This window comes from Thalassobacillus pellis, from assembly GCF_016908295.1.
GTDB classification, from domain to species: Bacteria; Bacillota; Bacilli; order Bacillales; family Halobacillaceae; genus Thalassobacillus; species Thalassobacillus pellis.
Genome location: NZ_JAFBDO010000003.1, coordinates 1 through 14,600 on the forward strand (window position 1 = coordinate 1; position 14,600 = coordinate 14,600).

Annotated in this window: 14 protein-coding genes, 2 tRNA genes and 2 rRNA genes; 15 read left to right on the forward strand and 3 right to left on the reverse strand. The window is 45.9% G+C overall.

Annotated elements, in window-relative coordinates; genetic code table 11:
- From JOC33_RS10580 to JOC33_RS10630, 11 genes are all read left to right on the forward strand, one after another.
- A 23S ribosomal RNA gene (locus JOC33_RS10580) occupies nucleotides 1-91 on the forward strand; the annotation flags it as partial.
- A 120-nt stretch (nucleotides 92-211) separates the two neighbouring features.
- A 5S ribosomal RNA gene (gene rrf / locus JOC33_RS10585) occupies nucleotides 212-325 on the forward strand.
- A gap of 76 nt (nucleotides 326-401) precedes the next feature.
- Nucleotides 402-478 (forward strand) — tRNA-Met (locus tag JOC33_RS10590).
- 130 nt (nucleotides 479-608) lie between these two features.
- Nucleotides 609-685, forward strand: a tRNA-Asp gene (locus JOC33_RS10595).
- Between the two features lie 288 nt (nucleotides 686-973).
- A complete protein-coding gene (gene thiL / locus JOC33_RS10600) occupies nucleotides 974-1,960 on the forward strand; it encodes a thiamine-phosphate kinase (RefSeq protein WP_205092515.1) in 987 nt (328 codons plus the stop codon).
- A 5-nt stretch (nucleotides 1,961-1,965) separates the two neighbouring features.
- Nucleotides 1,966-2,421 carry a tRNA (adenosine(37)-N6)-threonylcarbamoyltransferase complex ATPase subunit type 1 TsaE gene (gene tsaE / locus JOC33_RS10605; RefSeq protein WP_205093053.1) on the forward strand — a complete coding sequence of 152 codons (456 nt, stop codon included), beginning with the start codon at nucleotides 1,966-1,968 and terminating at the stop codon, nucleotides 2,419-2,421.
- On the forward strand, nucleotides 2,418-3,104 hold the full coding sequence (gene tsaB, locus JOC33_RS10610) for a tRNA (adenosine(37)-N6)-threonylcarbamoyltransferase complex dimerization subunit type 1 TsaB (protein WP_205092516.1): 687 nt from the start codon (nucleotides 2,418-2,420) through the stop codon (nucleotides 3,102-3,104). Before tsaE ends, tsaB begins: the two co-directional genes overlap by 4 nt.
- Nucleotides 3,104-3,562: a ribosomal protein S18-alanine N-acetyltransferase gene (gene rimI, locus JOC33_RS10615; protein WP_239534143.1), complete on the forward strand. Its 459-nt coding sequence runs from the start codon at nucleotides 3,104-3,106 to the stop codon at nucleotides 3,560-3,562. Before tsaB ends, rimI begins: the two co-directional genes overlap by 1 nt.
- Entirely contained in the window at nucleotides 3,549-4,583 is a 1,035-nt protein-coding gene (gene tsaD, locus JOC33_RS10620) for a tRNA (adenosine(37)-N6)-threonylcarbamoyltransferase complex transferase subunit TsaD (RefSeq protein WP_205092517.1), read from the forward strand. Before rimI ends, tsaD begins: the two co-directional genes overlap by 14 nt.
- 328 nt (nucleotides 4,584-4,911) lie before the next feature.
- A complete protein-coding gene (locus tag JOC33_RS10625) occupies nucleotides 4,912-5,829 on the forward strand; it encodes an aldo/keto reductase (protein ID WP_205092518.1) in 918 nt (305 codons plus the stop codon).
- Between the two features lie 29 nt (nucleotides 5,830-5,858).
- The gene (locus tag JOC33_RS10630) at nucleotides 5,859-6,788 is read left to right on the forward strand and encodes an exonuclease domain-containing protein (protein ID WP_205092519.1); all 930 of its coding nucleotides are present in this window, start codon (nucleotides 5,859-5,861) and stop codon (nucleotides 6,786-6,788) included.
- Nucleotides 6,789-7,297: 509 nt separating this feature from the next.
- Here JOC33_RS10630 and JOC33_RS10635 read toward each other — a convergent pair.
- Complete coding sequence (locus JOC33_RS10635) at nucleotides 7,298-7,864, reverse strand: C40 family peptidase (protein WP_205092520.1); 567 nt, start codon at nucleotides 7,862-7,864, stop codon at nucleotides 7,298-7,300.
- 153 nt (nucleotides 7,865-8,017) lie between these two features.
- Here JOC33_RS10635 and JOC33_RS10640 point away from each other — a divergent pair, with 153 nt between their 5' ends.
- Entirely contained in the window at nucleotides 8,018-8,869 is an 852-nt protein-coding gene (locus tag JOC33_RS10640) for an aminoglycoside 6-adenylyltransferase (protein WP_205092521.1), read from the forward strand.
- A 35-nt stretch (nucleotides 8,870-8,904) separates the two neighbouring features.
- On the opposite strand, the gene abc-f is transcribed toward JOC33_RS10640, so the two are convergent.
- Entirely contained in the window at nucleotides 8,905-10,836 is a 1,932-nt protein-coding gene (abc-f, locus tag JOC33_RS10645) for a ribosomal protection-like ABC-F family protein (RefSeq protein ID WP_205092522.1), read from the reverse strand.
- A 158-nt stretch (nucleotides 10,837-10,994) separates the two neighbouring features.
- On the opposite strand from abc-f, the gene moaC reads away from it, so the two are divergent.
- The 3 genes from moaC to JOC33_RS10660 all read left to right on the forward strand — a co-directional run bounded on the left by moaC (nucleotide 10,995) and on the right by JOC33_RS10660 (nucleotide 13,676).
- Complete coding sequence (gene moaC / locus JOC33_RS10650; RefSeq protein ID WP_205092523.1) at nucleotides 10,995-11,486, forward strand: cyclic pyranopterin monophosphate synthase MoaC; 492 nt, start codon at nucleotides 10,995-10,997, stop codon at nucleotides 11,484-11,486.
- A 5-nt stretch (nucleotides 11,487-11,491) separates the two neighbouring features.
- Entirely contained in the window at nucleotides 11,492-12,163 is a 672-nt protein-coding gene (locus JOC33_RS10655; RefSeq protein WP_205092524.1) for a redox-sensing transcriptional repressor Rex, read from the forward strand.
- A 112-nt stretch (nucleotides 12,164-12,275) separates the two neighbouring features.
- The gene (locus JOC33_RS10660) at nucleotides 12,276-13,676 is read left to right on the forward strand and encodes an MDR family MFS transporter (protein ID WP_205092525.1); all 1,401 of its coding nucleotides are present in this window, start codon (nucleotides 12,276-12,278) and stop codon (nucleotides 13,674-13,676) included.
- A gap of 344 nt (nucleotides 13,677-14,020) precedes the next feature.
- Here JOC33_RS10660 and JOC33_RS10665 read toward each other — a convergent pair whose 3' ends face one another.
- Nucleotides 14,021-14,557 (reverse strand): GNAT family N-acetyltransferase, encoded by a 537-nt coding sequence (locus tag JOC33_RS10665; protein WP_205092526.1) that lies wholly within the window; start codon nucleotides 14,555-14,557, stop codon nucleotides 14,021-14,023.
- Nucleotides 14,558-14,600: the final 43 nt, after the last annotated feature.

Below are 14,600 nucleotides of genomic sequence, written 5' to 3' on the forward strand. Positions count from 1 at the left end.
TCCCTCAGAGACGATGAGGTAGATAGGTCCGAGGTGGAAGCGTGGTGACACGTGGAGCTGACGGATACTAATCGATCGAGGACTTCCCTATACAAGAAAGACGCATGTCGCGTGAATGTCTGCCGCTTATCTAGTTTTGAGGGTTTGCAAAAAACTCTTGCTTTTTTTGGAAAAAGGTCATATAATAAACCTTGTCCCTAAAAAAAGAAGGTCTAGTGGTGATGGCGGAGAGGTCACACCTGTTCCCATGCCGAACACAGCAGTTAAGCTCTCCAGCGCCGATGGTAGTCGGGTTTATCCCCGTGAGAGTAGGACACCGCTAGGCTGATTACCTCTTTCAAAAGTAATCACTTACAGCATGAATTTATCGTAAGAATTCTGATGAACGATTCTTACACTATCGCGGGATGGAGCAGTCTGGTAGCTCGTCGGGCTCATAACCCGAAGGTCGCAGGTTCAAATCCTGCTCCCGCAACCAATTAATTTCAACTTACAGCACTGAATTAACATCTTTGCTAGTTGAAGGTTAGAGTACTTTAGTGCAACCAATTAATTTCAACTAACTACGGTAAGTAAGATTAGTTAAATGTACATATCAATTTAAGAATGGTCCGGTAGTTCAGTTGGTTAGAATGCCTGCCTGTCACGCAGGAGGTCGCGGGTTCGAGTCCCGTCCGGACCGCCACTTATAACTATGATTTAAACAGCCTTAGGATAATTCCTAAGGCTTTTGTTATTGTCTGGAAAATTATCGAATACAGATAACCTTTTTTATCCGTCATCCAGCTGCAGCGCCTACCCCCTCGAGGTCTTAAGTCAATCCTCTCTGTGACAAAGGACGTCACGGCGAGGTTCGTCTTAAGCTGGTCGGGGGTGAGCACGGCGCTTCCGCTTTTGGGATGCACTTTTTTATTTTCCAATTGTAAATTGATATAATGTACATATGACTAAAAAGATTAAAGGAGGGCAGAGCATGGACGAGTTTTCTTTTATTGATTCCATCCGCCAGTCGACGTATTCGCAGCCATCGTTAATTAAAGGGATTGGGGATGATGCAGCGGTCTTCCGTGCAGATAACCGCGACGTTGTAACAGCGGTAGACACCTTGGTAGAAGGTGTGCATTTTTCCCGAGAGACGATGGAACCGCATCATATCGGTCATCGGGCATTGGCTGTCAATATCAGTGATTTGGCTGCCATGGGTGCTGCCCCTGCTTTTTATATGGTATCGATTGTTATCCCTGAATCTTGGAATGACGAAGACTTACAGGGGATCTACCGTGGAATGAAAAAACTGGCTAGAAAGCACAAGATGGATTTGATTGGCGGTGATACAGTTTCCGGTAAGGAGCTTGTACTGACCGTAACAGTTTTCGGATACACGGTGCCCGGTAAGAGCAGGTACAGAAGTGCTGCGAAAGCTGGGGATGTATTGTTTGTCACTGGGACGCTTGGGGATGCCCAAGCTGGTTTGGAAATGCTGTTAGGAAATATCTCCAATGACAACGAGGAAGCATTCCACTATTTCGTACGTCGCCACCGTACCCCGGAGCCCCCAGTCGGGTTTGCAATGAAATTGGAAGGGATAGTACGGGTAGCTTTAAACGATCTTAGTGATGGAATTGCCAGTGAAGCAAATGAAATTTCGGAAGCTTCTGATGTATGCTTGCACTTGGAATATGAAAAGCTGCCGTATGCGTCTTTTCTGGACACTTTTCAAGAAGAAAAGCGGGAACAATGGATGCTATCTGGAGGAGAAGACTTTGAATTGCTGGGAGCTGTTTCTGAGAAGGAGTGGCCGGCAATTGAAAAAGCTGCTAAGGAAGCAGGTACTACCGTAACAAAAATCGGTTACGTTACCGAAAAAAAACAGAGCGATGCCTGTGTTTTTCTTCATAAAAATGGAGCAAAAAAAGTGCTGACAAAATCAGGGTATACACATCTACAGGGGAACAGGTGATTACGGTGAAAGTTTTTCATATTAAAACGAACTCTCCGGAGGAAACGATGGAGGCAGCCAGAAAGCTTGGCGAACGATTGGAAGCCGGCGATGTCCTGACGCTGGAGGGTGATCTCGGTTCTGGCAAGACGACATTTACGAAAGGACTGGGAAAAGGACTCGGTGTCAAGCGGACCATCAACAGTCCTACATTTACGATCGTGAAAGAATATATGGGCAGGATCCCGTTGTTTCATATGGATGCCTATCGACTAGAGGAAAGTGAAGAGGATATCGGCTTTGATGAATACTTCCATGGGGATGGGGCTACAGTGGTAGAATGGGCGCAATATATCGAAGAATACCTGCCGGAAGCCCGACTCGATATTACGATCACTTATGTCAATGAAACGGTCCGTTCCATTGAATTGAAACCTAATGTGGAGCGCTTTGAAAAGATTTGCGAGGAGCTTTTTGTATGAATATATTAGCAATAGATACTTCCAATCAGGTGTTGGGAGTGGCGATTTTGAAAAATGGAGAAATAGCCGGAGAATTAATGACTAATATAAAAAAGAACCACTCTGTCCGTCTGATGCCTGCTATCGATCAGCTAATGAAAGATACGGATACAATTCCGGCAAATCTTGATCGGATCGTTGTTGCAAAAGGGCCGGGCTCTTATACCGGAGTGCGCATCGGGCTGACGACAGCAAAAACAATGGCCTGGTCACTTGGAATTCCGGTAGTCGGTATCTCCAGCCTGGAATTCCTGGCAAACCAGGGCTCCTTTTTTAATGGATACATATGCCCTTTTTTTGATGCCAGAAGGGGACTCGTCTATACAGGGCTGTATGATAATGGGGGCCAGATCGTGAAAGAAGAGAAAAATATTCTTTTCACCGACTGGCTGAGAGAGCTCAGGCAGGAAGGAAAGCCTGTCTTATTTTTAAGTCAGGACTTCGCCAAGCATCAGGAATCGATTGAAGAATATCTGGGAGACCTTGCTGTCATTCCCGAGTTGCAATGGCACATTCCAAGACCCGGCGCATTAGCTGTCCTGGGTGCGGAAAGAGAACCAGATCCGTTGCATGCGCTTGTTCCGAATTACTTAAGGCTGGTGGAAGCGGAAACAAAGTGGCTGGAGCAGCAGGAGAATAAGTAATGGAGCATGTTAACATACGGGATATGTCGGAGGGCGACCTGGAAGAAGTGATGAGGATTGAGCATGCCTCCTTTTCGGTGCCCTGGACCCGGAAGTCATTTGAACAGGAACTGAATGAAAATAAGTATGCGAGTTATTTTATTATTGAAGACGAACAAGGGGTGTTTGGTTACTGCGGTTTATGGATGATCATCGATGAAGCGCATATCACCAATATTGCCCTGCTGCCTGAATACAGAGGCGGTGGCTATGGAGCAAGGTTGTTCGAGCACACCGTAGAAAAAGCAAAAGAAGCTGGAGCTATCCTGTTATCATTGGAGGTTCGTGTTTCCAATCTTCAAGCGCAGCACATGTACAGGAAATTCGGCCTCGTTCCTGGAGGCATCCGGAAGAATTATTACACGGATAATGGAGAGGACGCATTAGTGATGTGGGTGAACTTTTATGAAAACAAATGAACGGATATTAGCAATTGAAACAAGTTGTGATGAAACGGCAGTCGCCATAATAGAAAATGGACGAAATCTGCTTGCCAATGTTGTTGCATCACAAATTGAAAGTCACAAACGCTTTGGAGGCGTGGTTCCTGAAATTGCCTCACGACACCATATTGAACAAATTACGATTACCATAGAAGAGGCACTGGAACAGGCATCCATGACTATCGATGATATCGATGCCATCGCTGTGACAGAGGGGCCAGGATTGGTTGGTGCCCTGCTGGTCGGAGTCAATGCTGCCAAATCCCTTGCTTTTGCAAAACAGAAACCGCTCGTCGGTGTACATCATATCGCAGGCCATATCTATGCCAACAGGCTTGAAAAGGAATTTGAATTCCCGCTGCTGTCGCTCGTAGTGTCAGGGGGACATACAGAACTGATTCTTATGAAGGAACACGGCAGTTTTGAAGTGATCGGGGAAACACGAGATGACGCAGCGGGAGAAGCTTATGACAAGGTGGCCAGAACGCTGAAACTGCCTTACCCCGGGGGACCGGAAATAGATAAGCTTGCCCAGGAAGGCGAGGTCACAATTGATTTTCCGAGGGCGTGGCTTGAGGATGGTTCGTACGATTTCAGTTTCAGCGGGTTAAAATCTGCAGTTATCAACAAGCTGCACAACGCCAGGCAGAAAAACGAACACCTGAAGCCAGAGGATGTAGCCGCCAGTTTCCAGGAAAGTGTTGTCGACGTGTTATCCACAAAGACGTTTCAGGCAGCCCAAGAACATCAGGTGAAACAGGTGATAGTGGCAGGAGGAGTAGCTGCCAACAAAGGTCTCCGCAAAGCACTGGAGGAGAAGTTTACAGGCGGTGAGATCGACCTGTTAATACCTCCGCTTTCATTGTGTACAGATAACGCGGCGATGATTGCTGCAGCAGGAACTGTCGCTTATCAGCAAGGTCATCGAGCAGGGTGGGATTTGAATGCCAATCCTTCTTTAAATTTGGAGCACTACGCCGCAAGAAGCAAAAGTTAAGATGGAAACTGACTTCCTTGTTAAAAGGAGGTCTTTTTTTATCCACAAATGTATATTTATGCTGTGGGTAATCAAACGATTAGCTGTGATTTTACAGTATTCATTTAAGGTTGTGGATAGTGTGGGTAAAATCAGTATTATCTGTGGATAATGTGCATAAACCTGTGTAAAAGTTTAAATTCGGTGTTTATACTGTGAATAACTGTGTGGATATAGTAATGGAGGATTGAATAACTTATAAAGCAAAAATCAATCATAAATTTGGACAACAGTAAATGGGCCTGTGTAAACTAAGGTAAATGGATAAGTACATAAGGGGAGTGTTTTTTTGAAAAGAATCACATTGGGAACCAACGGTCTAAAATCAGGGGAAATTGCGTTAGGGTGCATGAGGATGAACAAGCTTTCTGCGAAAGGAGCTGCCGATGTCATATCAAATGCAATAGAAGCAGGCGTGGACTTATTCGATCATGCTGATATTTACGGAAAAGGGATGTCAGAGGAAGTTTTTGCAAAAGCAATGGACATGGTGTCTGCCAAGCGTGAAGATATGATTCTACAGACAAAATGCGGCATCAGGGACGGTTTTTTCGATTTTTCCAGGGAACATATCCTTGATTCTGTGGAGGGCAGTCTAAAAAGGTTACAAACCGACTATATTGATATATTGCTGCTCCATCGCCCGGATACCTTGATGGATCCGGAAGAGGTGGCAGAAGCATTCACCAAGCTCAAGGAAAGTGGGAAAGCCCGTCACTTTGGGGTGAGTAACCAGAATCCCTCGCAAATCGAATTGTTGAAACAGTATATGAAAGAAGATCTGATCATAAATCAGCTGCAACTGAGCTTGATGCACACTCCGATGATAGATGCAGGGCTGAATGTGAATATGAGGCACGATCCGGCGACCGTCCGGGATAACGGGGTGCTGGAATACAGCAGATTGAACAACATGACGATTCAGGCATGGTCTCCTTTTCAATATGGCATGATCAAAGGAGCTTTCATTGGCAATGATGATTTCCCTGAAGTGAATGCCAAACTTCAGGAATTCGCAGAGAAAAAAGGTGTGACAGACTCCGCAATTGCAATTGCCTGGATTTTGCGCCATCCTGCTAACATCCAGCCGGTGGTCGGAACAATGAATACGCAGCGAATGAGAGATATAGCTGAGGCTTCCCATGTGGAACTAAGCCGAAAAGAATGGTATGAGCTGTATAAAGCTGCCGGCAATGAACTGCCTTAAGATGGTAACAATTATAAAGGAGCATCATTATGGACTTTGTAGCATTAGACTTTGAAACTGCCAATTCCTACAGAGGAAGCGTCTGTTCTATAGGAATCGTCGAGTACCGGAACAGCAGGCCTGAAAAGGAATATTATCGCCTTGTGAAACCGAAGCGGAATTACTTTGCCCCGATGAATATCAACGTCCATGGAATCACGAAAGAGCATGTAGTGGATGCCAGGGAGTTCGACGCTCTTTGGGCGGAAGAAATCCGGGAGCTGTTGGAAGGGAAGTTTGTGGTTGCCCATAACGCTCAGTTCGATATGGGAGTACTCCGGGCAACTCTTGATACGTACAATATTGCCTATCCCATGCTTGCCTACAATTGCACGGTCAACATAGCAAAGAAAACATGGCCGCTGCCCCGGTATAACTTAAAAGCTGTCGCCAATCATGTCGGCTTCCGGTTTAACCATCACCATGCGCTTGAAGATGCAAAAGCTGCCGGCCACATCTTATTGAGGGCTGGCGAAGAGCTGAACGCTGGCAATGTCAAAGAGCTGGTGGAGAAGACGCAGACCATCAACGGGATGATGTTTGATACGGGATATGAGCCTGCCCGTTTGAATAAGAAGAAAAGGGCAAAGCGGGCGGAAGCTAAATCCTTTATCGCCGCCACCAGTGAATTTGACCGGTCTCATCCATTCTATGGCGCTTCCTTCGTATTCACCGGAAAGCTTGATGGAATGAAGCGGGAGGAAGCGATCCAGCGTGTCGTTGATCTCGGGGGAGAATGGCAGTCAACCTTAGAGGCTGAAACGAATTACGTCGTTGTGGGGAACCAGGCATACGAAAACTATCAGAATGGAAAGAAAAGCAGTAAACTCGAACGAGCGGAAACATTAATGAGCCAGGGGCATTCTATTGAAATCATTTCTGAAAAAGAGTTTTTACAGCATGTGAAAAGCTCATTTTGATAAGAAAAGCCACTGAAAAAGTAATTTATAATCAAAAGGAGCTGTTAAAGTCTGTTGTTGATTCTAACGAATCGCTTGCCGGCGGATGCTTGCCGCGGGCACGGCCTCAGCTAACTTGGTCAAAAAGATCGTTTGACCAAGTGGATCTTCGGCTCGCGCTGTTCCCGCAGGCGTCACCGCCTCTCGCTCATCGTAGAATCAACCATGATATAACCGTATATCGTTAAAAACTTTAACAGCGGCCAATCTATAAAAGGTGATTTGCTTTGATTTTAGAGAAAATCACCTTTTTCCCTTGTTCAACAAAGCACTATATAAAACCTCATGAAGGTATAGAGGTCATAGAATCCCTTTAAATTAAATCAAAAGCAGAATTGCCTTGCCAACCCCTGACAAGCTTAAGCCTATTCTGTCGTGACGCTCTTTATTACAGCAAGGAGCGATCGTTTTTTAAAATAGCATACCTTATCTAAACTTTCCCTATTTCGGAGGTCTCCAATGAGCTTTTTTCATAGCTTAGTTGCTTTTCGCTCGAGATGCCGGTGGTCTTTTAAAAATTCAGGATGGATTGCTCTTGCCTGATCTCGCAGATGGCCAAGATTTACTCCGGCACCGAATTGGTAGGCTTGCCAGACAATCTTCGTACAATACTGCTCATGATTGACGCTGCCAAGAGGTGTGAGAATCCGGTAATCTGCCCGGGGGTATTTTTCGGTAAGATCCTCCAGGTAACCAGCAGCGTTTCTACCGACGATAGGAACTTTCGGAGAAAAAATGCTGATTGAACGGAATTTACGGAAGTAATCAGATACCTGATCTTCTACTATACCAGCAGGAATGGAATGGACGACTTTGTGTTTCAGGTTAACGATTCCAACATGGCCGACGAATTTTGATTCGCTTTTCCCGATTGGTGTAAACAACAGATCTCCCGGCTGTATGGAAATAGAAGTTCCGGGATACAAAGATTTCTCACTATCGACTATCGGTGCTCTCGCTTTTCTCGGTTTGAAAAAGAAAACTGCCACACCGAGCAGCGTGCTTATCAATATCATGAGGCTGCGACTGAATTTCATAGATAACCTTCCTTTATCAGAAAAAACTTACATACATCGTAGAACAGAAACCCAAAAGGCACAACTACACCAATCACCCCGTGAGAAACAGAAAATGGAAATTGGAAAAAAGCAACACCCCGGGAGAAACTTATTATGGAAAGGGGAGCTAGCATGAGAACGAGTCAGGAAATGATGGATGTGATTCTGGGCACTGCTAAACAGGATGCGCGAGTGCGGGCAGTTATAATGAACGGTTCAAGAGTTAATCCTTTGGTTACACCCGACAGGTTTCAAGATTATGATATTGTATATTTCGTCAGTGACATTGAAAGCTTTACCAGAGACCACAGCTGGGTCGATGTATTCGGGGAGCGGCTGATCATGCAGATGCCTGATGCCATGCAGCTGTATTCGGGGGATGGGTCAAATCCACATCGTTTTGCTTACCTCATGCAGTTTACCGACGGCAACCGTATCGACCTCACCTTAATAACGACTGCTCACCTTCCAGATAAGTTCGACAGCCTAAGTAAAGTATTACTCGACAAAGATGGGATTATTCCCTTCCTCCCAGAAGCTAATGATTCAGATTATCACGTGAAAAAGCCTTCAGAAAAAGATTTTGCTGCTTGCTCCAATGAGTTCTGGTGGGTGAGCACGTATGTGGCAAAGGGTTTATGGAGACGTGAGCTTCCTTATGCGAAGGCAATGATGGAAGGACCTGTCCGAAACATGCTGGAAAGAATGATTGCCTGGTATATCGGTACAAAAAATGAGTTTGGGGTCAGTGTCGGCAGTCAGGGAAAATATTTTGAATATTATTTAGATCAAGCAACCTGGAATGCCTATGTAGCCACCTTTACGGATGGAAGTTACGAAAACTGCTGGAGGGGGCTGTTTGCCATGTGTGACTTATTCATTAAAATAGGGGGCGAGACAGCTGAAAGCCTTCATTATCACCCTCCTGTCGAAATGCAGGTGTATGAATATCTGGAAAAAGTCCGCCGCATGCCACAAAAATGAAAAACCAGCCAATCTATCAGACTGGCTGGTTTTTCTCATTTCGTATGCAATTCTTCCCATTCTTCCATAAGGTTTTCCAGTCTTACGTTAAGCTCATGGTTGGATTCCGTCAGTGCCAGTGCTTTTTCATGGTCCTGATAAATATCAGGATCACATAGCTGATCATCGTTTTCTTCAATTTGCGCTTCGATTTCCGAAATTTCGTGCTCGATTTCTGTAATTCTGCGCTGGCGTTTACGGGCTTCCCGCTTTTCAGCTTTATCCTGCTTGAAAGTCGTTTTATTACTGGAGCTTTCACTCGCCTGTTCTTCACGGTCCTGTTTTTCCAGCTGTTCCAGTTCGTATTCCTCTTGTTTTTTTGCGAGGTAATAATCGTAATCCCCAAGAAACATTCTTGATTCGCCAGGGTTCATCTCGAATACCTGTGTGGCGATTTTATTGATGAAATAACGGTCGTGGGATACAAACAATATCGTTCCAGGGAAATCAACGAGAGCAGCTTCAAGGACTTCTTTACTGTCGAGGTCAAGGTGGTTCGTCGGCTCGTCCAAAATCAACAGATTCGCCTGCTGCATCATCAGTTTCGCAAGGGACAATCGAGCTTTTTCCCCACCACTGAGTGCGGATACAGGTTTCAGTACATCCTCCCCCGAAAAAAGGAAGTTGCCGAGGATCGTCCGAATATCTTTTTCGTTACGGTTCGGGTACTCGTCCCACAGCTCATTCAGTACTGTTTTTGTGGAGTCAAGTTTTGTCTGTTCCTGGTCGTAATAGCCGACCTGTACGTTCGTCCCAATCTGGATCGTCCCTTTTTGCGCTTTCAAATCACCAATGACTGTTTTCAGCAATGTTGTTTTCCCGACGCCATTCGGTCCGACAAGGGCGATGCTGTCTCCGCGGTTGACATCGAGGCTGACATGGTTGAATAGGAATGGCTCATTTTCTCTGTAGCTAAAAGCAAGGTCACGGATTCGAAGCACGTCATTGCCGCTTTGCCGGGAGATCTGGAAAGAAAACTTGGCAGACTGATTTTCATCCTTCGGCTTATCGACACGCTCCATTTTTTCAAGCTGCTTCCGTCTGCTTTGAGCGCGCTTACTGGTGGTAGCCCGGACGATGTTCTTCTGGATGAAGTCCTCCATCCGTTTGATTTCCGCCTGCTGCTTTTCAAACTGCTTCATCTCTAATTCGAAATCCTGTTCTTTCTTTTCCAAATAATCACTATAGTTGCCGTGGTATTTTTTCGAAGATTGAAAGGCAATTTCATACACGGTTCGTACGATTTTGTCCAAAAAGTATCGGTCGTGAGAAACGATGACGACTGCCCCCTCGTAGCCTTGCAGGTAGGTTTCCAGCCAGCCAAGTGTTTCGATATCCAGGTGGTTGGTCGGCTCATCCAAAATAAGCACGTCAGGCTTGGATAACAACAGCTTCCCAAGAGCTAGTCTTGTTTTCTGTCCGCCGCTTAGCGTATGAATCGGAGTGCTCCAGTCAAAATCCCGGAAATTAAGCCCGTTCAATACTGATTTGATGTCTGCTTCATAATGATAGCCGCCTTCTGTCTTGAATGCCTGCTGCTTAGAATCATATTCCTTTAGCAGCTGCTGGTACCGGCCTTCATCGGCAAGCAAATCCGGATCAGCCATCTGCGCTTCCATATCGCGTAATTCTCGTTCCGTTCGCTTCAGTCCGGAGAAAACACTCTCCATTTCGTCCCAGATGGTCCGATCCGATTCGAGCCCTGTGTTCTGAGCCAGGTATCCGATCGCCACACCCTTCGGCCGGTAGATATCACCGGCATCATGGGAGAACTCTCCAGCCATGATTTTCAATAATGTTGATTTTCCTGCGCCATTCCTTCCGACAATGGCGATTCTGTCATTCGTTTGTACTTCTATTTTAATGTTCGATAAAATGAGTTCAGCACCGAAACGTTTTTCAATCTGGTTCATTTGCATCAGAATCATATTTGTTCACCTCAATGGTTCAAGTGTATCTCACTTTAAAGCGGGCAGGCAAGAAGCATGATGGTGAGATTGTGAAAAACTTAACGACTTAGTTCTGGATTTTTGGTAAAATAGAAGCACTACGTAAAAAAGCTATTCTTTTAGAAGGAGGAAGGACGTTGTCGGAATTCACGCATTTCAACCAGCAGGGAAGAGCACGGATGGTAGATATTTCACAAAAAAAAGACACCGTCCGGACAGCGACTGCCATTTCAAGTGTGGAAGTCAACGAAGAAATATATCAGAAAGTCAACAATCGAGAAATAGAAAAGGGTGACGTGCTGTCGGTAGCACAAGTAGCCGGAATCATGGCTGCCAAAAAAACACCAGATTGGATACCAATGTGCCATCCCTTGCAGCTGAAGGGTGTCGATATCCAGTTTGAATGGAAAGAAAAAGCAGAACAATACGAGCTGATAATCCAGGCTTCTGTCAAAACAAAAGGAAGTACAGGAGTTGAAATGGAAGCGCTCACTGCCGCGTCAGCGACGGCCTTGACGGTTTATGACATGTGCAAGGCGGTCGATAAAGGGATGATCATCGGCCCTACATATCTAATGGAAAAAACGGGCGGTAAGAGCGGGGATTTCCAGAGGGAAAGTAAGGAGTGATAACAGTGCATATCGAACAACAAAAAATACCACAAGCCACTGCGAAGCGGCTTCCATTATATTATCGATTCTTGAACAACCTGTATAACCAGGGGAAAATGCGGGTTTCCTCCAAGGAGCTGAGCGAAGCGGTCAAAGTCGATTCGGCTACGATCCGCAGGGATTTTTCCTATTTCGGAGCACTCGGGAAAAAAGGATACGGCTACAATGTCGAGTACCTGTTATCCTTTTTCCGCAAGACACTAGATCAGGATGAGACCACCAAGGTTGCCCTAATCGGGGTCGGAAACCTTGGTACCGCGTTTCTTCATTATAATTTTATGAAAAACAATAATACGAAAATCCAGTTTGCCTTTGATACGAATGAGGGGAAAATCGGAACGGAAGTAGGCGGCGTGCCCGTCGCCCATATTGATGACCTGGAAGAAAAAATCGGCGAAGATATTTCCGTGGCGATCCTGACCGTTCCCTCCTCAGCCGCACAGGGAATCGCTGACAGACTGGTGAAGGCAGGCGTTTCCGGCATCCTGAACTTCACACCGGCAAGAATTACCGTGCCGGATCACGTCCGGGTGCACCACATTGACCTTGCTGTCGAGCTGCAGGCACTGGTTTACTTTTTAAAACATTATCCACTGGATGTAGAGGAGAACATCGAGTCTGATGAAGAGGATTAAGGATGGCCAAAACGGCTGTCCTTTTTCTTTGGAAAGCATACGGTTCTTAACACCATGAATGGGTATGGTATAATGTTCCGAGTTACGAAATAACAAGCGGGGAGGGGAAAGCATGAGCAAATTACCGTCAAAATGGCTGGTGGTCGTTTCTGTCCTGTTCGGGACATTTACGGTCATTTTGAATAACAGCATGCTTAACCCGACACTGCCGAGATTTATGGAAATATTCAACACGGATGCGGTAGCTGTCGGCTGGATGCTGACGATATTCATGGTATCTATGGGAATGACCATGCCGCTCACCGGCTATTTTGGAGATCGTTTTGGCAAGAAAAAGGTATATATAGCGGGTCTTACGATTTTTATCATCGGCTCGATCTGCGGTGCATTATCAACAACGCTTGGATTGATTATTGCGTCCCGTGCGATACAGGGGGTCGCCGGCGGGCTGATGATGCCGATTGCGATGGCACTGATTTTCCAGGCTTTCCCCAAAGATGAACGAGGACTTGCGGTCGGGATATATGGGGTGGCAGCGATGGTCGCTCCGGCAATCGGGCCGACTGTCGGCGGTGTTATTATCCAGTTTTTCGACTGGCAATGGCTATTTCTCTTCAATATTCCTTTCGGCTTGATCGGCCTGTTATTATCCAGTAAATATTTGAAACCAACGGAGACCAATCCTGATATAAAATTTGATGCGGTCGGCTTTGTCATTGTTACAGCTGGAATCGGCTCGATCCTTTATGCACTCGGTCGAGGGAAAACGCTTGATTTACTGCTGTCCCCGGTCAATATGAGCCTGATCATCGGCGGGATTATCGCACTGATTGCTTTTGTTTATTATGAAAATCGTCAGGAGCAGCCACTGCTTAACCTGTCTGTATTTAAGGTTCCTACGTATACAGTGTCGATTCTCGTCACGTCCGCCACATCTATCGGTTTATTCTCCGGAATATTCCTGCTCCCGTTATTAATCCAGAATGTATACGGTCTTGGAGAAATAAAAACAGGGCTGTTATTTCTTCCTGCGGCAGCAGCGAGCGGGCTGTTCATGTCGATTGGCGGAAGGATTCTCGATAAAAAAGGGCCGAAATATGTCGTTCCGCCTGGACTGGCCATCATGGCGGCAGCCACTTTGGGATTGAGCTTTCTGAAGCTCGGTACGCCTTACTGGTGGATCATGATTCTGAATACCATTCGCGGCCTAGGCATGGGGATGGGTAATATGCCGGCAACGACCTCAGGCATGAATGCGATTCCCGAAGGCCTGGTCGCTCAAGGTTCAGCGATGAACAGCATCTTACGGCAGATTTCCTCCTCGTTCGGCATTGTCTTTTTCTCAATCTATTATGAAGTAAGGCGAACGGTAGTTGCCGCCAACACGGAAATGGATATGCAGGCGGCGACATTACAGACATTGAATGAAGCATTCCTCGTTTCAGCTGTTATCCTGATCATCGCAATTCCGCTTTCCTTCATATTAAAAGGTGTCGAAAAAGATAAAAAATAAAACAGCCCGGCTGATGCAAGGATTGCTGAAAGTGTTCTAGCTGTTAAAGCTTGGTGTTGATTCTTACGACAGGGGATGCACGCTGACCAGAATACGCTCGCCCAGCGGTAAAATGTGCTCGCCAGAACGCTTGCCGCGGGCACGACCTATGGACAAAGAAAAAACGGTCTGCATGGACATAGAAATCCATACAGACCGTTTTTGACTGGCTGATGACAGAATCTGGTAGCTCATCCTGCCAGAAACCAGGGCTCCTTTGAAATTTTCTTATGACAGATAAAGATGTCTTGTTACTACATTCAATATTGGTGGGCGGCCTTTAAGCTTAAACCTTAATCTTATGTTTATGCCTTCCATTCTCGGGCGAGGAGGCCATACAAATGCATGTCATAAGTCTCGCCATCACGGAGGACGAATTCCCGATGGCTTCCTTCTTTTGTAAATCCGAGTTTTTCATAAAGCCGAATGGCGGGAAGGTTGTATGAAAAGACAGTCAGCTGCAGGCGGTGCAAGTTGCATTCGTTAAAGGCGAAGTCGATCAGCAGGCTCATTGCTTCTGTGCCATATCCTTTTCCCTGATGCTGTTTGCTGCCAATTGCTATGCTCACCCACCCGTTCTGTTGGCTCCATAAAATACTGTCGAGCTCCACATAGCCAATCAATTCATTATCCACCCCGCGAATTGCGAAGGTGAATTGGCTGTTAGAGTCAGAAATTTCATCCAGCCAGGACTCAAGCTGGTCAACCGTTTTCGGCAAAGCGGGAAGTGCGTCAAACCGCCGCGAAAAATCGGTATCCTCATACCAGGAAGCAATCGTCGGCAAGTCCGATTTTGTCAGACGGTTCAAATAGACCTGTGTGCCCCTCAACAATGTTTCCATATGTAAAAACCCCCTTATATAAAAAAGGAGATGCCCCTCGATT

What these genes read in the sequence shown, in the direction of transcription:
- tsaB (WP_205092516.1), top strand. Translation starts at nt 2,418, where the DNA reads ATGAATATATTAGCAATAGATACTTCCAATCAGGTGTTGGGAGTGGCG.
- JOC33_RS10640 (WP_205092521.1), top strand. Translation starts at nt 8,018, where the DNA reads ATGAGAACGAGTCAGGAAATGATGGATGTGATTCTGGGCACTGCTAAA.
- JOC33_RS10665 (WP_205092526.1), bottom strand. Translation starts at nt 14,557, where the DNA reads ATGGAAACATTGTTGAGGGGCACACAGGTCTATTTGAACCGTCTGACA.
- tsaD (WP_205092517.1), top strand. Translation starts at nt 3,549, where the DNA reads ATGAAAACAAATGAACGGATATTAGCAATTGAAACAAGTTGTGATGAA.
- JOC33_RS10630 (WP_205092519.1), top strand. Translation starts at nt 5,859, where the DNA reads ATGGACTTTGTAGCATTAGACTTTGAAACTGCCAATTCCTACAGAGGA.
- rimI (WP_239534143.1), top strand. Translation starts at nt 3,104, where the DNA reads ATGGAGCATGTTAACATACGGGATATGTCGGAGGGCGACCTGGAAGAA.
- JOC33_RS10660 (WP_205092525.1), top strand. Translation starts at nt 12,276, where the DNA reads ATGAGCAAATTACCGTCAAAATGGCTGGTGGTCGTTTCTGTCCTGTTC.
- abc-f (WP_205092522.1), bottom strand. Translation starts at nt 10,836, where the DNA reads ATGATTCTGATGCAAATGAACCAGATTGAAAAACGTTTCGGTGCTGAA.
- thiL (WP_205092515.1), top strand. Translation starts at nt 974, where the DNA reads ATGGACGAGTTTTCTTTTATTGATTCCATCCGCCAGTCGACGTATTCG.
- JOC33_RS10635 (WP_205092520.1), bottom strand. Translation starts at nt 7,864, where the DNA reads ATGAAATTCAGTCGCAGCCTCATGATATTGATAAGCACGCTGCTCGGT.